Raw genomic sequence first — 22110 nt, 5'->3', positions numbered from 1 at the left:
GTCTGCATCTGCTTTAGTCAACTGAAAGCCAGACCTCTTCGGGGTTCATCCAGCCATAGTCGAGCCCGTTGCGTGACAGCCACGGGCCGAGCCCCTTCAGGAAATCGCGCGCTCGGATCTGAACGGGTCGGTAGCGCGGTCCTTTGCTTGCCCAATCGTCCCACGGGGATGCCGCGATATGGTCCCCGATGGTGCAGTCGCGGAGATGACATTTGCCGACAGCCTCAAGGGTTTGGCGGCTGATCCAGCCGAGCGGTGGGGCAAGGCGGTTCACGTCGCCCGCCCGGCACTCAAAGCCAGCGCCCTCCGCGCCATAGGGGGAGGCGCGGACCCCTTCGAACCACTGCCGCCCGAGGAAGGACCGGCCATCGCGTCCGGCCTCCGCGCCGTCGTGGGTAAAGTCGCACCGGGCAAAGACGAATCCATGAGGAAGGTGGAGTGACGTGCTTGGGGCAGTGGCCCAGCTTTGCGCGCCACGTGCGCCGCGAGTTCGGATTTCGCATCGCTCGAAGAGGGCCGTGGCACCGCCAAAGATGAAATCCACATCACCCTCGATACAGCAACTCTCGAACAGGGCACGCGCGATGCCCGTGCGAGGAGCCTGGAGGTAGAGCGTGTCCTGAAAGCTGGAGAGATAGAGGCCGCAAAGGTGCACCCGGTCGGCCCCCGCGATGTGAAGCGCGACGGCCTGATGCTGGCCTTGGGCAAAGCGGCCCTCGGCATCGGGTTCGGCCCCCGGAGGAGCGGCGTCGGTGCGGTCGCAGGCATAGTCGTTGCGGATCGTGAAATGGCTGAGGCGCGTGTCATCGCGCGCAACACGGAGCACGGCGGAATTTCCCGTGCCGATCCGTTCGCGGGCGGCGATCCGGGCGAAAGCCGCGCGCAGGGGCAGGGCCGTGCAGGCGGCAAGTGCCGCGAACCTCTGGGCATAGTCGCATCCGCTCATGGCGGCGTCGATGCGCGCGGCGAGAACGGTCCTCTCCTGCCCTGCGCCGGTGATGCGCAGCGGGGGCGCTTCGGCGGGGATATGCACCGGCCCTTCGTGAAAGCCGGGGGTGAGGGCAATGTGGCAGGGGGCCGAGGCACCGAGCAACAGAAGCAGGTCAATCGCCCCTTGCAGGGTGCGGACGCAGCTCGGCGGATCGGGCGGCGCGGTGGGATCAACGGTGATGTCCGCAGGTGCGGGCGGTGCCGCAACCGGGTGCCAGATGGGGGCGAGCGCGGTGCCGTGCAGGTCCCGCCCGCTCAGGATCTGGTGTCGCGGGGGCGTGTTATTGCCCGGCACAGGCAGCGCTCCGGCGCTCCGCTTGCAGGATGCGGGTCGCCTCGACCATCATGAGGGGGCCGACGCCCTTGGGATCATCGGTACAGAGCGGTTCGGAAAGGTAGTATTCCGCCGAGCCGTCGCGAAAGCGATCCTCGAAGGGGCCAAGCCCCGCTACGTGACAGATCTCCACCATCTCCAGACCGCCGCCCGGTTTTGGTTTGACGGCCCGCTCAAGCAGGCACCGCGCCAGAGGCTCCGCATCCCCGCGCCAAAGGCCCAGTTCCGACGCTCTGAGCAGGGCATAGACGAACATCGCCGACGCGGAGGTTTCCTCATAGTTGCCGGGCAGGGCAGGCTGGTCGATCACTTGAAGCCAGAGGCCGCCGGGCTGTTGCAGGGCTGCGATCCGATCGAAAAGCGCCCGACTGCGCGCCGCCAGCGGGGCGAATTCGGGGGTGCTGGTGAGTTCCGCGATATCGACCAGCGCCATGGCGAGCCAGCCGATCGCGCGCGCCCAGTGCGCGCCAGAATGCCCGGTGTCGGTGTCGGCCCAGGGCTGCATGCGGGCCTCATCGACGGCATGGGCATAAAGCCCCGTCCGCGTTACGAAAGCCATGTCGAGCGCGGTGCTGACTTGGGTGATTGCGTCGGTGATCATCCGGTCATCCCGCAGATGCTGGCCAAGTCCGATCTGAAAGGGCGGGCCCATGTAGAGCCCGTCGAGCCAGACCTGCCACGGATAGCGGAGCTTGTGCCAATAGACGCCGGACCGGGTGCGGGGATGCTGCGCAAGCTGGCGGCCCAGAAGCTGCGCCGCCGCGATGTAGCGCGTCTCGCCCGTGACCTGATGCAGGTAGAGCAGCGTGCGACCAGACAGGATGTTGTCGATGTTGTAATCGCTCGGGTCATAGCCGGCGAGCGATGGTCCGGTTCCGATCTGGGCGTCGGCGAGGCGGATGATGTGATCGAGCCAGCGGGCCTCTCCCGTGGCGCGATGGAGCAATTCCAGCCCGCGATAGACAAGCCCGTCTTCATAGCACCATGCCCCGCCTTTATAGGGCCGGTGATTGCGCGCGTAGGCGTCGAAATACTCCATCAGCATGTGAGCGGGATCCTTGTCTGGGGGCATGTCCGCTATGGTGCCCGTGACTTGGGCGAATTGCGCGGTGATGCGGGCATGTCGAACGGGGGGCACCCCGAGCGCCATGAGCGGTACATCGGGCCGGGCATCCGGCGCGAAGGTCAGGGAGCACTCCGACAGGCGCACCCCCTCGATTGGCGCTTCGGGCAGGCCGAGCAGGGCGGCCCCGGCCAGTGAGACACCACGCGCCGTCACGCGCGTCAGGGTGATGTCGCGGATCGTGGGGGTCGTCTCCGTGACGGGCGCGGGCACGCGGGATTGCACCCAGTCGTCCTTGCCGTCGGGATCGCAGAAATAGAAGGCGTTGATGGCGAGCGGGGTGGGCACATCCTGCATGGCGGTGTCGCGGAGCCGGATGCCAGAGACCTCTCCGCCGCGCCCGCGCCGCGTTTTAATCCGCAAGCCCCGGTCGGTGGCGATAAAGTCGCAATGCGCGATCTCGACATCATGCACCCCGCCGGACATCTCAGAGCCGATCACAACGGCTCCGTGGCCGCGCTCCATCCGGCAATGCGCTATGGCGACGTCGCGGGTGGGGGCAAGATGCTCAGTCTCGTCCGGCGCGCGCTTGCCCGCCTTGATCGCGATGCAGTCGTCCCCCACAGAAAAAGCAACGCCGGTGATCTCCACCCGCTCACAGCTTTCGGGGTTGAGCCCGTCGGTATTGGGGCTGTTGGGCGGGTTCTCGATCCGCAGAGCGGAAAAATGCAGGTCGCGGCAGCGGTAAGGGTGGACCGTCCACGAGGGCGAGTTGCGGATCGTCAGGCCGCTTACCGTGACGCAATCACTATGGGCAAGGTGCACCGTCCGGGGCCGCCGCGCGCCGTCGCGGGTTTCCTTGGGCCAGGACCACCAGTCGCCCCGGTCGCCCCCGCCGTCGATGGTGCCCCCTCCGGTGAGGGCGAGGCGCGTGCAATCCACCGCCGTGATGAGCGCGGCATAACAAGGCTCCGGCAGGCCTTCCCAAGTGCCCAGCACACGGCCCGCCTCATCTCGCGCGGGCAGGCGCGGCCAGTGGGTGCGATCCCCGATGGCGGCCAATTCCGCGCCGCTCTCTAGATAGAGCGTCATGTCGCGTTTGAGAAAGATCGGCCCGCTGAGATATCGCCCGGCGGGCAGGCGCAGGGTCCCCCCCGGCGGTACGGCGCCGATCGCGCGGGTGAGGGCTGGACCGTTGTCGGGGTTGGTCTGATGAACGCCTAACTCGGCCGCCTCGACCAGCCCGGCACAAGGGCGGGTGGTTCCGGAAATCGTGCCCAACGGCGTGACGAGCCGATAGTCGCAGCCCGGCTCCAGCCCCTCGACGAAGAGCACGACCTTACGCATTGCGCCTTGCGCTACGAGGGTGCCCTCCGCCGTCTCAAGCACCCAGCTCAGCGGGGTCTCAAGGCTGTGGCGGGCATCGGCCGGGGCCGCAAGGAAGGAGAGGGTTCTCGGGGTTGCCGCGAGAACACGTAAGCTCGACATGGATCGTTCCGTTCGTAAGGGGGAAGGCCGGGCGCGAACCCGGCCTTTGGATTTGCTCAGGACTTGATGTCGTCGAGCGCCTCGTTGATTGCGTAGATCATCTCTTCGGCCGCAGTTTCGGCGTCGATCTCGCCATAGGCGAACAACTCCAGATTATCCTGCATGGCGGAGCGCACGTCGGGGAACTCCATCATCGGGTGGATGCCGGGGCCCTTTGCGTTGATCACGCGGTCTTGTGCCTCGGTCTGGATCGCATCGATAGCGTTGACTTCGAGGAGTTGCTCGCGCGCTGTTTTCGACGCCGGAACCCCGCGCGTCGATCCAAGCGCCGCCACACCCTCCGGCTCATTGAGCAGGCAATTGAGGATCTCCGCTGCGGCCTCTTTCTTTTCGGAGTTCGCCGAGATTGAGAACACCATGGAGGCCTTGCGATAGATGCCGGGGGTTTTCTGGCCCTCTTGGCTCAGCAGGTCGGTGTAGACGAGATTTTGGCCATCCTGCAGCGGGTCGGAGATCTTGAAGTAGGTCGAATCCCACTGATAGGTGCCCGCGATGCGCCCGTCGGACCATTCCGGCTTCTCATGGAGAGGGACGTTGCCAGCGGCGGCGACAGCTTTCCACGACGGGATCACGTGGTTGTCGACCAGGCTCTTGTAGAAGGTGATCGCCTCGGTCAGTTCATCCATCGACCATGCGATTTCGTTCGTGTCGGGGTCGATCAACGGCTTGCCGGTCTTCTGCGTGCCGTAGAGCGTCACGACGAGAGCGGCATCAAGCCCTGCGGCTTCGAACGGATAGTGATCCTCGCCGAGCTTCTCCGCGAACACCGGGCCCGCCGCGATCAGATCATCCCATGTCTTTGGCAGATCCAGCCCGGCCTTTTCCCACGCGGTTTCGTTGAAAACAAAGAGACGCCCCGTGGTGGAGACGGGCAGACCGTTGAGTTTGCCCTTCATCGAACCGGCTTCGATCTGGGCCTCATCCCAGTTGGACAGGTCGATCTTGTCCGACAACTCCTTGAGGTCGGCCAGCCCGGTACCGTCGGCGGAATAGATCGACAGCCAGGGCCAGTTGACCTGCATGATATCGGCTTCGGTGCGGCCGGCAATCTGGGTGGTCAGCTTTTCAAAGTGACCCGACCAGCCGGTGAACTCCGGGCTGATGCTGTGGCCATGCTTGTCGCCGCAAACCTTCAGCGCTTCCTGCGTGGCCTGATGGCGGCTGTCACCGCCCCACCAACTCATGCGGAGTTCCTCTGCCGAGCTTGTCGTCGCCAGCGCTGTTGTCGTGAGCGCGAGTGCGAGAATGGTACGCGTTGTCATCGTTTCCTCCCTGGAGATGTTGCGTTCCGAGTGAGATGTTTCCGCCGTTGTCTCCGGCGGTGAACAAATGCAGTTTTTGGCCCTGTGGCCGAAGCCCGATGCGGTCGCCACGGGCGGGTTGCCCAAAGCGCGCCTCTGCAGGAGTGACGGCAACGAAATCCGCCTCCCCGACCCGCAGGTAAAGATTGCTCTCGTGGCCCATGAATTCGACATTCGCCACCGTCCCGGTGAACGCGCCGGGGGTATCGGGGGCCACGAGGTCTAGATGCTGGGGCCGTATCCCAAGGCGCACCGGCCCGTCCGGCCCGACGATCCGCTTCCCGAGGCCGTCGGGAATGGCGATGGTCTGACCTTCGACGGTCAGAGAAGGCACGCCGTCCTGCCGTGTCAGGACCGCATCGACGAGGTTCATTTCGGGCATCCCGATGAACCCCGCGACAAAGGCGTTGGCGGGGCGTTCATAGAGCGTGACGGGATCGGCCACCTGCATGATGTGGCCGTCTTTCATGACACAGATCCTGTCGCCCATGGTCATCGCCTCCACCTGATCGTGGGTGACATAGACAACCGTGGCGGGGCGGCCCTCGTCGCGCAGCCGTTTATGCAGATCGGTGATCCGCACCCGCATGGAGGCGCGCAGCTTGGCATCGAGGTTGGACAGCGGCTCATCAAAGAGAAAGACTTCGGGCTGTTTGATCAAGGCGCGGCCAAGCGCGACGCGCTGCGCCTGTCCGCCCGAAAGTTGCTTTGGCAGGCGGTCGAGCAGTTCCTCGATTTCCAGAATGCCCGAGACCGTATCGGTGGAGCTTTGGATCGTCTGGCGGGACGCCCCGCGCAGACGCAGGCCGAAGGAGAGGTTCCGGTGCACCTTCATATGCGGGTAGAGGGCGTAATTCTGGAACACCATGGCGATGCCCCGCTTGCCGGGGACGAGGTCGTTGACGATCTGATCCCCGATGCGCACTTCGCCGCACGAGATCGTCTCCAGCCCGGCGATCATCCGCAATGTGGTGGATTTCGCACAGCCGGACGGCCCCACGAGCACCATGAATTCGCCCTCTTTGACGTCAAGATTGATCCCGTGGACGGCCTTGAAGCCGTTGCCATACGTTTTCTCGACGGAGCGCAGTTGCAGTTCGGCCATCAGCCCTTCGTACCTCCGGTGGATATGCCTTCGATGAAGGACTTCTGGGCGAGGAAGAACACGACGAGCGAGGGGGTCAGGGCCAGCACGGTCATCGCGAGGATCTGGTTCCAGTTGAACGCTTCGGTCGCGTCGATGGAGAGTTTGAGCGCGAGGCTGATCGGGTATTTCTCGACCGTGGAGATATAGATCAGGGGCCCGAGGAAATCGTTCATCGTCCACATGAATTGAAACAGACAGACGGAGACGAGCGCGGGCATCAACATCGGCACCACGATGAAGATGAGCGTCTGGAGCGTATTGGCGCCATCGACGCGCGCGGCCTCTTCCATCTCCCGTGGGATGGCCCGAAGGAATTGCACCAGCATGAAGACGAAGAAGGCCTCCCACGCGAACCATTGGGGGACGAAGAGCGGCAGATAGGTATCGAGCCAGCCAAGCTCCCGGAACAGCAGGTATTGGGGAATGCGCGTCACCACGTCGGGTAGCAGCAAGGTCGCGATGAGGATCGCAAAGAGGATCTTCTTGCCCGGAAAGTCGAACCGCGCAAAGCCGTAGGCCACCAGCGTCGAGGAAATGGCCGTGCCGATCACCTTGGGAATGGCGATCTGCATCGAGTTCAAGAAGAAGGTGGCGAAGGTATAGGGGGTCGAAGTTTGCCAGCCGTCGACATAGCCCTGCACGGTCGGGTTCCTGGGCCAGAACCATGCGGAGGAGAACATCTCGCCGTTGGTCTTGAAGGAGGCGCCGATCAGCCACAGCAGCGGATAGATCATGATGAACCCGACGATGGTAAGCAGGGCATAGCGAACGAAGGCATTGAACCGCGCGCGTTTGCGCAACTTGATCTGAAGCGCGGTGGGCGCATCGGAAAGCGCGGCGGGGGTGAGCGGGATTTCGGTGAGCGTGGACACTGGGATCAGTTCCTCTTGTCGCCGGCATAGTAGACCCACTTTTTCGACGACCAGAAGGCGACGAGGGTCAGGACCATGATGATGGTGAACAGCACCCAGGCGATGGCCGAGGCATAGCCCATGTCAAAGCTCTTGAAGGCTTCGTCATAGATATAAAGGGGCAGCAGGTAGGTGGATTTGAGCGGGCCACCTTGCGTGATGATGTAGGGGCCGTTGAACTCCTGAAAGGCTTGTACCGTCTGCATGATCAGGTTGAAGAAGATCACCGGTGTGATGAGCGGCAAGGTGATGTGGCGAAAGATCCGCCACGGAGTGGCCCCGTCGATGGCGGCGGCCTCATAGAGCGAGCGATCCACCGATTGCAGCGCGGCGAGGAAGATCACCATGGCGGAGCCGAACTGCCAGCAGCGCAGCAGCGTGATTGTGAAAAGGGCATTGCCCGGCTCTCCGAACCAGTTGATCGGCTCGCCGCCCAGCCCCGTGATGATCATGTTCACGAGGCCGACCTCGGCAAAGATATACCGCCACAGCACGGCGATCGCGATGGACCCGCCGAGGATGGACGGGACGTAATAGGCAGTGCGAAACAGGTTGATGCCGCGCAGCCGGTAATTCAGCACCACCGCGATGAAGAGCGCGAAGGTCAGTTTGAGCGGGACGGTCAGGAACACATAGGTCAGCGTGACTTTCAGGGATTTTTCAAAGGTCCGGTCACGGGTGAAGAGTTTCTCATAGTTCTTGAGCCCCACCCATTCGGGGCTCGACAGCAGGTCGTAGTCCGTGAAGCTGAGGTAAAGCGAAGTGATGAACGGGAAGGCGGTAAAGAGGATCAGGCCGATCCCATAGGGCGCGACGTACCATAGCCCGAGGTATTTGCTGTCTCCGCCCATCATGCCGCTCCCTTGAGATTGTCAGGAATCCAGCCTGCGGTCGCCGCGACCATGCGGTCAAACATTTCCCGCGCGCGGGGTTGGGGAAGGTGGGCCACGAGCGGGTCGGTCGCAAACAGCGGGAAGAGCGCCGCGCGATCACCAGACAGAACCGCATGGAGCAAGGCGGTCTGCCGCTCTGCGTGACCGGCGACATGCGCCAACAGGTCGGGCGGCAAGGCTCCCGCACCGATGGGTTGCGGGCCGAGGCCGGAGAACAGCGCATTGGTTTCCACAATCGTGCCTTGGGGGATGCCGGCCATCTGTCCGTGATTGGGAAGGTTTACGTTGCTGACAAAAGGCGCGCCGCCCATGAGGGCCGCGATCTGATCCACCAGCGCTTCGTCCGACCGATGTGCACGCGGAGCGATGCGCCCCGCGCGCATCTCCTCGGCGCGGGCGCGTTTCGCGTCGCGATCCCGAATGCGATACTCCACCGGTGTCAGCGCAAAGCCCCACCGGGCGGGATCGGCCAGATACTCCGCAACCGGCATGAACTCCGCCAGATGGCGATCACCCGAGGCAGCCGGGATACCAAATCGGCGGAACAGATCGAAGGCCACCAGATTGCGTGTACCGAAATAACGGTGGTGTTCCTCATCCTTGCCGCTTTCGGTCTGGGCCCAGCCGGGTTCCATGTGCTCACGCACAAAGGCCTCATAGGCTGGGCGCATATCCCGCCCATCCAGCGCGATGCGATCCACGAAGGTGAAGTGGTTGATGCCCAGAACGTTGACCTGCACATCGCGGTGGGTGAACCGTTCCGTTCCCGCGCCGCGATTGGCGATCCAGGCGACCTGTTTGCGGATCTTCGTAACCTCATGACATTCGCCCCAAGCGCGAATGCCGGGAAACACCGCATGCAGCGCCCCGGTCAGCACGCTCATCGGGTTGGTCAGGTTGCAGACATAGGCAGTTGGGGCATGCTCGCGGATCGCGGTGCCGATACTGGCCAGCATCGGGATCGCACGCATGGCCCGCACAAAGCCGCCCGGACCAACGGTGTCACCGACCGCTTGGGGAATGCCGTACTCTGCCGGGATGCCGATATCCTGTGCCATATCCTCGAACCTGCCGGGCAGGATGGAGATGACGACCACATCTGCCCCTTCGAGGGCACCGGCCAATGTCTCACAGGCCCGATAGCCTGCGGGGGCGCCCCGCGATACTGCGGCGTGCAGGTTGCCGATCTCCGCATTGCGCCGCGCAGCCTCTGCGTCGATATCATAGAGCCGGACCTGTGCGGAAAGCCGAGTGTCATGAGCTAGATCAGCCATCAGGCCCATCGCCCAGTTGAGTGAGCCGCCGCCAACAAAGGCGATTCGGACGGAACGATATTGACCGAAATCGTGCATGACCTAGCCGAAAGGAAGCGCCGATTAGGCAACGCCCACCTTTCAATCCCTCCCAAGTACTTGTGAAACCCTCGTTTTTAGGAGCGTTTCGTGATGTTGGGCAAAGTGTAATATGCTAGTCCGCTCGCCGGAATGATGCTAATTATACAAAAGCATGGACAAAATCGAACATCACGCCCTCGGCCATATTCCGATGCGATCCCTGTCGCTTCGGCTTGCGCGTTCGACCATCCGGATGTCCCACGGGGCAAGTTGGCGGATCAACAAGGTCAACCCAGTGCACGATCTCATCATCTGCTTGTCGGGGAGTGGGGTCTATCAAGTCGGAGAGGATGCCGAACGCATTGAGCTTCGCCCCGGGGAGGCGATGCTGATCCCCGCCTATACCCGGTTTCGCGGCAACCACGGGGGCGGATCGGAGCTGTTCACCGGCATCGCCCAGCATTTCACGCTGGACCTCTTTGAGCGGGGGGACCTCATTCAACAGATGGCGCTGCGGCGTGCGGTAGGTTTGCCGAACTGGGGCGCGCTCGAGCCGTTGCTGCGCCACTACCGCGACGCCTCCCCCCATGGCAGCACGACCCTTGTTCAGCATCACCAGTTCATGGTGGTCCTGCTGGCGTTTCTGGAAACAGCCTTTGTGGAATGGCGTGTCGATGGGGCGGAGCCGGACAGTCAGGATCACCTGTCGGTGCAGATCATGCTGGCCGCCGCCCGGCTTTCGGCGGATCCGCTGGGGAGCGGGGCAGGGGCGGATGAGGTGTTGGAACGCATCCCCTATAACCCGGACTACTTCAGGCGCGCGTTCAAGGAGCGCATCGGCTACACGCCCCAGAAGTTTCGGGAACTGAAGCGCATGGAATTCGCCGCCAACCGGTTGGGCATGGGCTTGTCGGTCAAGGCCGCGGCCGAGGAACTGGGGTATTCCGACCCCTATTTCTTCAGCCGGATGTTCAAGCGCTATCTCGGGGCGAACCCATCCTCCTATCGGGAGCGAAAGGGGCGCAAGGCCGCTACATCACCGCGCCGATCTGCCACGGGATGAATTCGTTGTCCCCAAGGCCGAGCGCTTCGCTCTTGGTGGTATGGCCCGAGGCGGTCGCGACGATCAAATCGAAGATTTCGGCCCCCTTGTCGGCAAGCGGTACGCCCGCACTCAGGATATCACCACAGTTGAGATCCATGTCCTCGGTCATTGCCGCATAGAGCGCATCGTTGGTCGCCAGCTTGAGGGTCGGCGCCGGCTTGGAGCCAAAGGCAGAGCCGCGGCCGGTGGTAAACACGATGATCTGCGCGCCGCCGGCGATCTGACCCGTGGCGGAGACGGGATCGTAGCCGGGAGTATCCATGAAGACGAGGCCGGAGGCCGTTGGCGCGGCACCGTAGGAAACGACTTCATTGAGCGGGGTGGCACCGGCCTTGGCAACCGCGCCCAGAGATTTCTCAAGGATGGTGGTCAGCCCTCCGGCCTTGTTGCCCGGCGACGGGTTGTTGTCCATCGACCCGCCGTGGATCGCGGTATAGCTCTCCCACCATTCAAGGCGCTCCCGCAGGGCGGTCGCCACGCCGGGATCGGCGGCGCGATCAAGCAGAAGTTGCTCAGCGCCATAGATCTCTGGGGTCTCCGAAAGGATGACCCGCCCGCCGTGCCCGACGAGCAAATCGCTCGCTACCCCGAGGGCTGGGTTTGCGGTGATCCCCGAGGCTCCGTCGGAGCCACCACATTGCAGGCCAACGGTAAGTGCAGAGAGCGGCTGTGGCGTTCGGGAGACGGCGTTCACCTCGGGCAACAGCGCCTCGATCCGCTGGACGATCTGGGCAATCGTTGCGCGAGTGCCCCCTGAATCCTGAATGGTCAGACCGTGAAATCGCTCTTCCCCGGAGGCACCGAACATCTGTTTCATCCGGGCGATCTGCATCACCTCGCAGCCGAGCCCGACAAAGAGCGCCGCCCCGACATTGGGGTGGGTGGCATGGCCCCAGAGGACCCGTTGCAGGTTGTCCCACCCCGGCCCCCCTGCGGCCATCCCGCAACCGGTTCCATGGGCAAAGGCCGCGACACCGTCGACATTCGGATAGGCGTCCAGCAGGCCCGACCGTGTGACCTGTTCCGCTGCCTGCCGGATCACCGTGGCGGAGCAATTCACCGTCGCGATGAGGGCAATCATGTTGCGCGTTCCGACCTGTCCGTTCGCGCGCGCGTAGCCATTGAACTGTCGCGGGGCAGGGGTCGGGATCGCCGCCCGTGCCGCCGCCAGCCCCTCCCCCGACGTATCGCCTTTGGGGTGATCGCCGAATGCGCAATTGTGGGTGTGCACATGCGCGCCGGCCGGGATCGCGGCGTTGGCATATCCGATGATCTGGCCGTATTTGCGGATCGGAGCGCCGGTTTTGATGTCATGGCGGGCGATCTTGTGGCCCGCCGGAACGGAGCTTTCCAACGGCAGCCCTACGTCCAGCGGCGTTGATCCCGCCGCCGCGCGGGCGGTGAGGATCGACACGTCATCCGACGCATGCAGGAGGATTGCAGACCTCATGGCTTGAAAGCGGTCACGGTGGCACGGGCGCCATCCTTCTCCAGCCGCGCAAAGGCCGCTGACACGGCGTCGCGGAAGGGGGCATCGGCGGCCAGTTCGGGGGCAAAGATCTCGTCGAAGGCGAGAAGGGCGGCGACAGTCGCCTCCGCACCATCCGCGGCATCGGACGCCGCCTTGAGACGGGCGGCCAGCGGATCGCGAACATCGATGGGAGCACCGGTCTCGTCCACGCCGCCGACGTATCGCATCCACGCCGCCACCACCAGGCAGAGCCCCTCCGGCATACCGCCCGCGGCGCGGGTATCGGCGATGGTTCCCAAAATGCGTTGAGGAAGTTTCTGGCTGCCGTCCATGGCGATTTGCCACGTCCGGTGGCGGATGGAGGGATCGCGGTATCGGGCGAGCAACGTCTGGCAATAGGCCTTGAGATCCTCACCCTCCGGGCGCTCCACCGTAGGCAGGATTTCCTGTGCCCAGAGATGCTCGCAGAAGGCGGCGAAAGCCGGATCGGAGACGGTTTCCGAAATCGTCTCATACCCGCCAAGATAACCAAGGTAGGCAAGCGCGGAATGGGTCCCGTTAAGGCAGCGCAGCTTCATCGTTTCATGCGCTTCGACCGAGGCGACGAATTGCACTCCGACGCTGTCCCAAGCAGGACGGCCAGCCACGAAATTGTCTTCGATGACCCACTGCCGGAATTGTTCGTGCGCGACGCAACCGGGATCATCATAGCCAGCCCGGTCGGCAAGGCGCGCCACATCATCGGCGGTTGTCGCCGGGGTGATCCGGTCGACCATGGTGGCGGGAAAGGAAATCTCCTCCGCGATCCAGTCGGCCAGATCAGGATCGAGCGCGCGGGCAAAATCCAGCACGACACCGCGCGCAAGCGCCCCGTTGGAGGGCAGGTTGTCACAAGACAGGACGGTCAGCGGCCCTGCCCCACTATCCCGCCTGCGGGCGAGCGCCGCCACGAGAAATCCGGGTGCGGACCGTGGGGCCTCGGGGTGAGCGAGATCATGCACCACGTCCGGGTGATCAAGACGGAGCCGCCCGGTTGCGGGGCTGTGGCAATAGCCCTTTTCGGTGATGGTCAGCGACACGATCCGTACCGCAGGATCGGCGATCGCGGAGATCACCGCCTCGGGGTCATCGGGTGCGACCAGTACTTGGGTAATTGCGCCGATCACCTTGTCCCGCTCGCCGTCGGGGGCCAACGTCACGGAGGTATAGGTTCCGCCCTGTGGCTCCAGTTGGTCGCGGGCCGTGGCGCTTCGAAGGCTCACTGCCGTGATGCCCCAGTCGCCGCCAGAGAGAGCCATCGCCTCGTCGGTATAGACCGCGTTGAAGGCACGAAAGAAGGCGCCCGGACCAAGATGAACGATGCCGACCTTCGGCGCGGGGGCAGTACGCGAAAGGCGCGGTTTATCGGGCAAGCCAGCCTCCATCGACGTTGAGTACGGCGCCGGTCACATAGTTCGCCGCAGGTGTGCACAGGAACGTCACCGCGCCCGCGATGTCCGCGGGATCGCCCCAGCGGCCTGCTGGAATGCGGCTTAGAATCTCGGCGGAGCGTTTGGGATCTTCGCGGAGCGCGGTCGTGTTGTTGGTCGCGATATAGCCCGGGGCGACGGCGTTGACGTTGATGCCCTTGGGCGCCCATTCGTTTGCGAGGATCTTGGTAAGCCCTGCGACCCCATGTTTGGACGCGGTATAGGCCGGAACCCGGATGCCGCCCTGAAAGCTCAGGAGTGAGGCGATGTTGACGATGCGCCCCCCTGCGCCCCGCGCAAACGCACCGCGCGCAAAAGCCTGACACATCATGAAAACGGCCTTGAGATTGACGTCCATCACATCGTCCCAATCGGCCTCGGAGTAATCGACGCAATCATCGCGCCGGATGATACCTGCGTTGTTCACGAGGATATCGAGATCGCCCGCTTCCCCGAGTTTTGCCGCAGCCGCCGCAGGGTCCGACAGGTCGAGCGCAAAAGCTTCGCCCGTCGCGCGCGCGTCTTGGATCAACCCGACGGTTTCCTCGCAGGAGGAACGGCCCGCGGCCACCACATGCGCCCCGGCTTGGGCGAGCCCCACGGCAATCGCCTGTCCGATGCCGGTATTGGCGCCGGTCACAAGAGCGCGCTTGCCGCTGAGTTGAAACACTCCGCTCATCGCAGGGTCGCCATGGAAACCATGTCCATGTCCGTGAAGTCCACGTTGTCGCCGGCCATGGCCCAGCAAAATGTGTAGGATCCCGTGCCAGCGCCACAATGGATCGACCACGGAGGAGAGATCACCGCCTCTTCGTTCGCCACCACGATGTGCCGGGTTTCCTCAGGCGGGCCCATGAAATGGAATACGCGCTGATCCTCGGGTAGATCAAAGTAGAGATAGGCTTCCATGCGACGATCGTGGATGTGCGCCGGCATGGTGTTCCAGATCGATCCCGCCGCGAACTGCGTGTAGCCCATGAGCAACTGGCAGCTGTCGCAGACTTCGGGATGCAGGAACTGGATGATGACGCGCTCATTCGCGGTCTCCCGCGATCCCATCTCCACGCGGCGCGCATCTTTCAGCGTGATGAGCTTGGTCGGGCAGGCGCGGTGGGCGGGCGCGGAAAGTACGTAGAACCGACCGGGAGCCGCGAACGAAACTTCACCCGATCCCATGCCGAGGTAGAGCACTTCGCCTGTGCCCACGCTATAGGTCCGGCCACCTGCGCTTACCTCTGCTGCGGGGCCAAGGTTAAGCACGCCCATTTCGCGCCGTTCGAGGAACGTGGCGGTACCCGTTTCGGGAACGCGGTCGATGACAAGCGTGCTGTCGGTGGGCACGACGGATCCGAGGATAAGCCGATCATAGTGCGAATAGACGAGCTTGATTTCTCCGGGACGGAAAAGATCGCCGACGTGGAAATGCGAGCGCAGCCCTTCGGTATCAAGCGTTTTGGCTGTGGCCGGGTCGATGGCGTAGCGGGTCTCTGCGTTGGTCATGGAGTTTTCTCCTCGGGGTGGGTCAGAGCGCGTAGGCGTCTTTGGCCAAGCGATATGTCAGGTCGTGCGCGACCTCGAACGCGTCAGTTTCGCGAAGCCGGCCCGTGCCGACCAGTGTCGCGAGATAGGCGCAGTCGGACCGGCGCGCGACATCATGGCGGGCGGGGATCGAACAGAAGGCGCGGGTGTCGTCATTGAAACCGGCGGTATTGTAGAAGCCGCAGGTTTCCGTCGTGGCTTCCCGGAAACGCCGGATGCCTTCGTAGCTGTCAAAGAACCACCAGGGCGGGCCGAGCCGCAGCGCCGGATAGACACCGGCCAGCGGGGCAAGCTCCCGGCTATAGACTGTTTCATCGAGCGTGAAGAGAATGATCCGCAAATGCGGCTCCATCCCCACGGCCCCCAACAGCGGTTGAAGCGCCGCGACATAGTCGGTCCGGCCCGGAATATCAAAGCCCTTGTCCCTGCCATGAACGGCAAAAACGCCGGGGTGGTGATTGCGGCGGGATCCTGCGTGAATCTGAAGGGTGAGCCCGTCATCAAGGCTCATGCGGGCCATTTCGGTCAGCATCTGGCCGCGGAAGGCGTCGGCCTCCTCAGGGGAGAAATCGCCACTCATCACCTTGGCGAAAAGCGCTTCGGCCTCGGCTGGGGTCATGTTCTCGGTGCGCGCCGTTGGATGGCCGTGATCCGAGGCGGTCGCGCCCAACTCTTGAAAATAGGCGCGGCGGGTCCGGTGGGCCGCAAGGTACCCGGCCCATGTCGCGGTATCCTCGCCGGTCAATTCCCCAAACGCGGCGACATTCTGGGCGAAGCCCTCAAATTCGGGGTCGACCACGGTATCGGGCCGATAGGTCGTGATCACCCGCCCGGTCCAGCCGCTTTCACGGATCTGTCGGTGCCAGCGCAAATCGTCGAGTGCGCCCTCGGTGGTTGCCAGAAGCTCGATGTTGAAACGCTCGAAGAGCGACCTTGGGCGGAACGCGTCCTGCGCCAGTTTGGCTTCGATATGATCGTAATAGTGGTCTGCCGTCTCGGCACTGAGGGGGACATCCAGCCCGAAGACGTGCTCAAACGAATGATTGAGCCACATCGACGAGGGCGTGCCGCGAAACAGGTGAAAATTCTCGGCAAAGAGCCGCCAGACGCGACGCGGATCGGTTTCGGTCGCTCCGCCGTCGACCCTTGGCACCCCAAGATCGGTCATCGCCACGCCTTGGCTCACCAGCATCCGAAAGACATAGTGATCGGGAATGACGAAAAGCTCGGCCGGATTGGGGAAGCGGGCGTTTTCGGCGAACCAACTGGGGTCGCAATGCCCGTGCGGGCTCAGGATGGGGAGGTCCTTCACGCTGTCGTGCAGGCTTCGCGCCAGATCGCGCAGCTTTGCGTCGACCGGGAACAGTCGGTCGGGGTCCGTCAAGCGCATGGGGAAGGGCTCCTTCTGGCATTGTGTTGAAGAACTGATATGCTAGAGGTCTAGTTGTGTCAAAACCTATCTTGGTGTAGCGTCCGGCACAGAAACAACAGGCTGTGCCCCTCGTATGACCGATCTGACAATCGCCCCGCTGACGGTTCCGCAAGCGCAATCCGCCACGGATCTGGCCTTCAAGGTGCTGTATGACGCCGTGATTTCCCTCAAGCTGCCACCGGGCACGAAGGTATCTGAGGTTGAGGTCGCCCGCCAATTGGACGTGTCGCGCCAGCCGGTTCGCGATGCCTTCTTTCGGCTTTCCAAGCTGGGCTTTGTTGCGATCCGCCCGCAGCGGGCCACACTGATCACGCGGATTTCAGAACAGGCAATCCTCGATGCGGTGTTCGTGCGGATCGCCCTCGAACTGGAATGCCTGCGCTATGCGATCGACCGGCAGCGGCCCGAGGACATCGACGCAATTCGTCAAAATCTGGAAGCGCAGACCGCAGCCTTGGAGGATTCCGATCCCGGGATTTTTCATGCGCTCGACGAGGCGTTCCATGAGACCCTCTGTTCCGTCGCGGGCCATACCCATGTGTGGACCCTGATTCAGGAACAGAAGGCGCATATGGACCGGCTTCGGTTCCTGACCCTGAGCGAGGAGCGTCGCCGCCGGGTTCTCGAGGAGCATACCAGCCTTCTCGAAGCGCTGGAACAGCGCGACATCGCGCTGGCTGAACAACGTCTGCGCACGCATCTTACGGATATCGTGACGGTTCTGGATGAGAACCGCCAAGCTTACCCTGATTATTTTGAGGCCGGCGAATGACCCGACAGTTCCTATCAATTGGCGAATGCATGATCGAAATGGCTCCGCGGGCCGACGGATCCTATTCCATGGGGTTCGCGGGCGATACGTTCAACACCGCTTGGTATGCCCGCCGTGTGGCGGGGCCTGACCTCGAGATCGGCTATCTGAGTGCAGTGGGCGATGATGGGCCGTCGCAGGAAATGACCACCTTCATGCGTGAGGCTGGCGTTCGCCCGGAGTTGGCGGTGCGACCGGGGCGTGCCGTCGGTCTCTACATGATTTCGCTCATCGAGGGGGAGCGCAGTTTTTCCTACTGGCGGAGCACGTCGGCGGCGACAACTCTGGCGGATGATCTGGACCGCTTGCCGGGGCTGGGGGCGGGTGACATGGCCTTCTTTTCGGGGATCACGCTGGCGATCCTGCCTGAAAGCGGACGAGAGAAGCTCCTTGCCGCTCTTGCCAAGGCACGGGCCGAAGGGGTGACCGTGGCATTCGATCCCAACCTGCGACCGCGGCTCTGGTCCGGCACGGAAGATATGTGCCGGTGGATCATGCGGGGGGCCGAGGTGGCCGACATCGCCCTGCCATCCTATGAGGACGAAGGCGCGCATTTCGGTGACGCAGACAAGGCAGCGACGGGCGCGCGATACCTCTCTGCCGGGGCGCAACTCGTGATCGTGAAGGATGGGCCGCTGCCTGTCCTGCTGGTCACACCGGAGGCGGAAAACCTCGTGGAAACCGTGCCAGCAGAACAGGTCGTCGACACCACCGCCGCAGGCGATAGCTTCAATGCCCGTTTCCTTGTTGGGGTTCTGAGTGGCGAGACAGCAACGGTCGCGGCGGCACAGGCTTGCGGTCTCTCGCGGCAGGTGATCGGCGCGCACGGTGCCTTGGTGGAAAGTGCCTCCGCGCCCATTACGGGCTAGAGGCGCTTGCGTGCGGAGAGCGCGGCGCTGATGGTCCCGTCATCAAGGTAATCCAGCTCACCGCCGATCGGCACGCCTTGGGCAAGAGAGCTGAGCGCTACTCGCGACTCCAGCCTGTCTGCGATGTAATGCGCGGTGGTCTGGCCATCGACGGTAGCGTTCAGTGCAAGGATGACCTCGGAAATGGTCTCGGCGGTGACCCGGTCCATCAACTTGGGGATCCGCAAATCTTCGGGGCCAACGGCATCCAGGGCGGAAAGGGTGCCTCCGAGGACATGATAGCGCCCGCGAAAGGCTCCGCCGCGCTCCATCGCCCAGAGATCGGCCACATCCTCGACCACACAGATCTGGCCATTCGCCCGCGTCTCATCTGTGCAGATGTCACAGATGTCGGACGTGCCCACATTGCCGCAGTTCAGGCATTCACGCGCCTTTTCGGCCACCTCCGCCATCGCCCCCGCCAAGGGTTGTAGAAGGCGGCCGCGCTGCCGGATGAGATGCAAGACAGCACGGCGTGCGGATCGCGGCCCGAGGCCCGGCAAACGGGCCATGAGGTCGATCAGGGCGTCGATCTCCGAGGTGGAACTCATCCGCGTCAGAACGGCAGCTTCATGTCTTTGGGCAGGCCAAGCTCCTCGGTCACGCGCGACATCTCAGCCTGCGCACGTTCGCTTGCCTTCGCCTGCGCGTCCTTGATGGCCGCGAGGATCAGATCCTCTACCACTTCCTTGTCATCGCCGGAGAAGATCGACGGATCAATGTCGAGCGACTTGAGTTCCCCCTTCACGGAGGCAACGGCCTTGACCAGTCCCGCGCCGGATTCGCCCTCGACGGTCATGTTGTGCATTTCTTCCTGAAGGTCGGACATCTTCTGTTGCATGTCCTGTGCGGCCTTCATCATCTTGGACATATCGCCCAGCCCGCCAAGTCCCTTGAACATCGTTCATTCCTTCTGTTTCGCGCCCGAAGGCGAATATGTCTTACTCTGTGCGATATATCGCAATGGTTGGACCGCCCGACAAGGGGATCAGGATTCCTCGAAGGGATCCCATTCGTCTTCGACCTCGGGGAGGGCTTCCGTCTCGGCCTCGGCAGCGAGGCTTTCGGGGCTGCGGATCGCGGTGATCTCGGCGCCGGGGAAAGCCTCCAGCACGGATTTCACGAGGGGATGTTCCGCTGCGCGTGCCTTGAGTTCCAGTTCGGCGGCATCGCGGCGCTCCGCCACGGTGGGGGCGTCGCACCCGTTGACGAGGATCACGGCCCAGCGGTTGCCCGTCCAGCTTTGCAGCCGTTGCCCAAGGCGCTGCGCGAGATCTGGCGGCGCATTGTTCGTCGGCGTGAATTCGATGCGCCCGGGCTGATAGGCGGCAAGGCGCAGGCATCCTTCGATTTCCACCAACAGCTTCACGTCGCGGTTGGCGCGGACGAGTTCCAGCACATGCTCGAAACTGGGGTATCGCGCCAACACCTCCTGCGGGGCGGCGGCAAGAGCGGTCGCCGGGCCATGGCCCGTGCCACCTTGGTTGCTTATGCGGGCCTGCGCGTTTGATACCGCTTGCGCCCCGGTGGTTTGGCTTGGCGATGAGGCCGTGCGTCCGCCGCCACTGCCCCCGCCACCGTTGCCACCGCCGGACGGTGCAGAGGGCGGGGATGATTGAAGTTTGCGAACGAGTTCCTCCGGGGCGGGAAGATCGGCAACATGGGTCAGGCGGATCAGGGCCATCTCGGCGGCCATCATCGCATTGGGGGCCTGCGCGACCTCGTCCAGCGCTTTCAGCAGCATTTGCCACAGGCGGGTCAGCACGCGCATCGGCAACGTTTCTGCCAGAGCAATGCCGCGGGCGCGCTCATCAGGGCTTACCGTCGGATCGTCCGCAGTCTCGGGCGTGATCTTCACCACGCTGACCCAGTGGGTCACCTCGGCAAGGTCGCGCAGTACGGCGAGAGGGTCGGCCCCGTCGGCATATTGCGCGGACAACTCCGCCAACGCACCGGCCGCGTCACCTTTCAGGATCATGTCAAAGAGATCCATGATCCGGCCCCTGTCGGCCAACCCCAGCATGGCGCGCACCTGATCTGCGCTTGTCTCTCCGGTGCCCTGACTGATCGATTGATCGAGAAGCGAGGTCGCGTCGCGCGCGGAACCCTCGGCCGCCCGCGTGATGAGCGCGAGCGCTTCTTCCGAGATCTGGGCCCCTTCGGCCTTGGCGATGCGCTGCAGCAGGCCAATCATGACCTCGGGTTCGATGCGGCGCAGATCGAACCGCTGACAGCGCGACAGCACCGTGACCGGAACCTTTCGGATCTCTGTCGTGGCAAAGATGAATTTCACATGTTCGGGCGGCTCTTCGAGCGTTTTGAGCAAGGCGTTGAACGCGCTCGTCGATAGCATGTGAACTTCGTCGATGATGTATATCTTGTAGCGGGCGGAGGCCGCGCGATAGTGCACGCTCTCAATGATTTCACGGATGTCTCCGACCCCGGTCCGAGAGGCCGCGTCCATCTCCAGAACGTCCACATGACGGCCTTCGGAAATCGAGGTGCAGTGTTCGCAGACGCCGCAAGGGTCCGTCGTGGGCCCGCTGGTGCCGTCCGGCCCGATACAGTTCATCCCCTTGGCGATGATCCGCGCGGTCGTCGTTTTACCGGTGCCGCGAATGCCCGTCATGATGAAGGCCTGTGCGATCCGGTCGGCGGCAAACGCGTTCTTGAGGGTCCGCACCATCGCATCCTGCCCCACCAGATCGGCGAAGGTCTCGGGGCGGTACTTTCGGGCCAGAACCTGATAGCCGGGCGGGGTCTCGTCGCTCATCACTTGCCTCTTGTCGGATCAGGGCGACCCTATGCCTTGTGCTTTCGCGCGTCCAGCGGCTGCGCGGCTTTCCCCATCTCTGGACCGCGCTATGTTGGGTCAGATCAAATGGAGGGCTGCGGATGCGCTTGAAGGGAATCCGGTCCAGCCGGAATGTCGAGGATCGTCGCGGGCGCGGCATGGGTCGGGCTGCGGGTGGTATTGGGGGCGTCGGTGTTATCGCCGTCCTGCTGATCGGGTATTTTACCGGGATCGACGTACGGCCCTTGCTTGAAGGGGTACAACAGTCGCCATCAAGCAACAGCGAACCGCGCGAATTGACCGCCGCAGAGGAACAGGCGGGGGAGTTCGCCGCGAGGGTGCTGGCCACGACCGAGACTGTCTGGGAGAAGGTCTATCCCGAACAGGTGGGTGAGGCCTATGAGCCGCCCGTTCTCGTATTATTCTCCGGCGTCACGCAGAGCCCGTGCGGCGGGGCAAGCGGCGCGACGGGTCCGTTCTACTGTCCGGCAGACGAGAAGGCCTATCTTGATACCGAATTCTTCGCGACACTTTCGCAGGAGCTGGGCGCGCAGGGGGATTTCGCATCGGCCTATGTGATTGCTCATGAGGTCGCGCATCACGTGCAGAACGAGCTTGGCATTCTTGGGCAGGTCAACAGCATCCGCCAGCAATCCAGTCAGGAAGAGGGCAATGCCCTTACGGTTCGGCTGGAGCTACAGGCCGATTGCCTGTCCGGTGTCTGGGCCCGGTCGGTTGATGGGCTCTTGGAGCCGGGAGATATCGAGGAGGCGGTGAATGCGGCGCGCATGATCGGAGATGACACGTTGCAACGCCGCGCGGGACGCACGCCGCAGCCCCACACATTCACTCATGGCACCAGCGAACAGCGCGCCCGCTGGTTCACGCGCGGATATGAGACCGGAGACATGGGTGCCTGCGATACCTTCGGTACAGATCGGCTTTGAGGGTAGGGGAGGTGAGAGGCTGGACATCGACCCAAGCGGGACTCGTTGCGGCTGCTTCCTTCCGGATCTGACCGGGTTGGCGAGGCGCCTGCCCGCGCCAACCTCTCGGGCGG

General features: G+C 63.5%; 19 protein-coding genes and 1 other RNA gene. 4 read left to right on the top strand and 16 right to left on the bottom strand.

Going from position 1 to position 22110, the window contains the following annotated elements:
• Nucleotides 1-13: 13 nt before the first annotated feature.
• From BM234_RS11525 to BM234_RS11490, 7 genes are read right to left on the bottom strand one after another with little or no spacing between them, the layout of a single operon-like run.
• The gene (locus tag BM234_RS11525; RefSeq protein ID WP_139226798.1) at nucleotides 14-1285 is read right to left on the bottom strand and encodes a pectinesterase family protein; all 1272 of its coding nucleotides are present in this window, start codon (nucleotides 1283-1285) and stop codon (nucleotides 14-16) included.
• The gene (gene pglA / locus BM234_RS17555; RefSeq protein WP_217645970.1) at nucleotides 1272-3875 is read right to left on the bottom strand and encodes a polygalacturonase PglA; all 2604 of its coding nucleotides are present in this window, start codon (nucleotides 3873-3875) and stop codon (nucleotides 1272-1274) included. Before pglA ends, BM234_RS11525 begins: the two co-directional genes overlap by 14 nt.
• A 56-nt stretch (nucleotides 3876-3931) precedes the next feature.
• A complete protein-coding gene (locus BM234_RS11510) occupies nucleotides 3932-5197 on the bottom strand; it encodes an ABC transporter substrate-binding protein (protein WP_092064876.1) in 1266 nt (421 codons plus the stop codon).
• Nucleotides 5100-6341 (bottom strand): ABC transporter ATP-binding protein, encoded by a 1242-nt coding sequence (locus BM234_RS11505; protein ID WP_092064873.1) that lies wholly within the window; start codon nucleotides 6339-6341, stop codon nucleotides 5100-5102. The genes BM234_RS11510 and BM234_RS11505 overlap by 98 nt, the downstream gene beginning before the upstream one ends.
• Nucleotides 6341-7255, bottom strand: coding sequence for a carbohydrate ABC transporter permease (locus BM234_RS11500; protein ID WP_245752601.1), 915 nt, complete (start codon nucleotides 7253-7255; stop codon nucleotides 6341-6343). The genes BM234_RS11505 and BM234_RS11500 overlap by 1 nt, the downstream gene beginning before the upstream one ends.
• A 5-nt stretch (nucleotides 7256-7260) precedes the next feature.
• A complete protein-coding gene (locus tag BM234_RS11495; protein WP_281247963.1) occupies nucleotides 7261-8148 on the bottom strand; it encodes a carbohydrate ABC transporter permease in 888 nt (295 codons plus the stop codon).
• The gene (locus tag BM234_RS11490) at nucleotides 8145-9539 is read right to left on the bottom strand and encodes a family 4 glycosyl hydrolase (protein WP_092064867.1); all 1395 of its coding nucleotides are present in this window, start codon (nucleotides 9537-9539) and stop codon (nucleotides 8145-8147) included. The genes BM234_RS11495 and BM234_RS11490 overlap by 4 nt, the downstream gene beginning before the upstream one ends.
• A 154-nt stretch (nucleotides 9540-9693) precedes the next feature.
• Here BM234_RS11490 and BM234_RS11485 point away from each other — a divergent pair, with 154 nt between their 5' ends.
• A complete protein-coding gene (locus BM234_RS11485; RefSeq protein ID WP_092064864.1) occupies nucleotides 9694-10584 on the top strand; it encodes a helix-turn-helix domain-containing protein in 891 nt (296 codons plus the stop codon).
• On the opposite strand, the gene BM234_RS11480 is transcribed toward BM234_RS11485, so the two are convergent.
• From BM234_RS11480 to uxaC, 5 genes are read right to left on the bottom strand one after another with little or no spacing between them, the layout of a single operon-like run.
• A complete protein-coding gene (locus BM234_RS11480) occupies nucleotides 10553-12076 on the bottom strand; it encodes a UxaA family hydrolase (RefSeq protein WP_092064861.1) in 1524 nt (507 codons plus the stop codon). The two genes, BM234_RS11485 and BM234_RS11480, sit on opposite strands and share 32 nt — an antisense overlap.
• A complete protein-coding gene (locus tag BM234_RS11475) occupies nucleotides 12073-13521 on the bottom strand; it encodes a mannitol dehydrogenase family protein (protein ID WP_092064858.1) in 1449 nt (482 codons plus the stop codon). Before BM234_RS11475 ends, BM234_RS11480 begins: the two co-directional genes overlap by 4 nt.
• On the bottom strand, nucleotides 13499-14245 hold the full coding sequence (kduD, locus tag BM234_RS11470; protein WP_092064855.1) for a 2-dehydro-3-deoxy-D-gluconate 5-dehydrogenase KduD: 747 nt from the start codon (nucleotides 14243-14245) through the stop codon (nucleotides 13499-13501). The genes BM234_RS11475 and kduD overlap by 23 nt, the downstream gene beginning before the upstream one ends.
• Nucleotides 14242-15066: a 5-dehydro-4-deoxy-D-glucuronate isomerase gene (gene kduI / locus BM234_RS11465; protein WP_092064852.1), complete on the bottom strand. Its 825-nt coding sequence runs from the start codon at nucleotides 15064-15066 to the stop codon at nucleotides 14242-14244. The genes kduD and kduI overlap by 4 nt, the downstream gene beginning before the upstream one ends.
• Nucleotides 15067-15088: 22 nt before the next feature.
• On the bottom strand, nucleotides 15089-16495 hold the full coding sequence (uxaC, locus tag BM234_RS11460; RefSeq protein ID WP_092064849.1) for a glucuronate isomerase: 1407 nt from the start codon (nucleotides 16493-16495) through the stop codon (nucleotides 15089-15091).
• 115 nt (nucleotides 16496-16610) lie between these two features.
• On the opposite strand from uxaC, the gene BM234_RS11455 reads away from it, so the two are divergent.
• The gene (locus BM234_RS11455; RefSeq protein ID WP_092064845.1) at nucleotides 16611-17309 is read left to right on the top strand and encodes a GntR family transcriptional regulator; all 699 of its coding nucleotides are present in this window, start codon (nucleotides 16611-16613) and stop codon (nucleotides 17307-17309) included.
• Nucleotides 17306-18217, top strand: coding sequence for a sugar kinase (locus BM234_RS11450; RefSeq protein ID WP_092064842.1), 912 nt, complete (start codon nucleotides 17306-17308; stop codon nucleotides 18215-18217). Before BM234_RS11455 ends, BM234_RS11450 begins: the two co-directional genes overlap by 4 nt.
• Here BM234_RS11450 and recR read toward each other — a convergent pair.
• From recR to BM234_RS11435, 3 genes are all read right to left on the bottom strand, one after another.
• The gene (recR, locus tag BM234_RS11445) at nucleotides 18214-18807 is read right to left on the bottom strand and encodes a recombination mediator RecR (protein ID WP_092064839.1); all 594 of its coding nucleotides are present in this window, start codon (nucleotides 18805-18807) and stop codon (nucleotides 18214-18216) included. The genes BM234_RS11450 and recR overlap by 4 nt on opposite strands.
• 5 nt (nucleotides 18808-18812) lie before the next feature.
• The gene (locus BM234_RS11440) at nucleotides 18813-19157 is read right to left on the bottom strand and encodes a YbaB/EbfC family nucleoid-associated protein (protein WP_092064837.1); all 345 of its coding nucleotides are present in this window, start codon (nucleotides 19155-19157) and stop codon (nucleotides 18813-18815) included.
• Nucleotides 19158-19244: 87 nt separating this feature from the next.
• A complete protein-coding gene (locus BM234_RS11435; RefSeq protein WP_092064834.1) occupies nucleotides 19245-21029 on the bottom strand; it encodes a DNA polymerase III subunit gamma/tau in 1785 nt (594 codons plus the stop codon).
• A gap of 122 nt (nucleotides 21030-21151) precedes the next feature.
• Here BM234_RS11435 and ypfJ point away from each other — a divergent pair, with 122 nt between their 5' ends.
• The gene (gene ypfJ / locus BM234_RS11430) at nucleotides 21152-21997 is read left to right on the top strand and encodes a KPN_02809 family neutral zinc metallopeptidase (RefSeq protein ID WP_092064831.1); all 846 of its coding nucleotides are present in this window, start codon (nucleotides 21152-21154) and stop codon (nucleotides 21995-21997) included.
• 9 nt (nucleotides 21998-22006) lie between these two features.
• Here the strand turns inward: ypfJ and ffs are convergent.
• Nucleotides 22007-22105: signal recognition particle sRNA small type (ffs, locus tag BM234_RS11425), an RNA gene on the bottom strand.
• Nucleotides 22106-22110: the final 5 nt, after the last annotated feature.

This window comes from Poseidonocella pacifica, from assembly GCF_900111875.1.
In the GTDB taxonomy this organism is placed as follows: Bacteria; Pseudomonadota; Alphaproteobacteria; order Rhodobacterales; family Rhodobacteraceae; genus Poseidonocella; species Poseidonocella pacifica.
The sequence above is the reverse complement of the archived record's forward strand: the minus strand, read 5'-3'. Positions and strand labels throughout refer to the sequence as shown.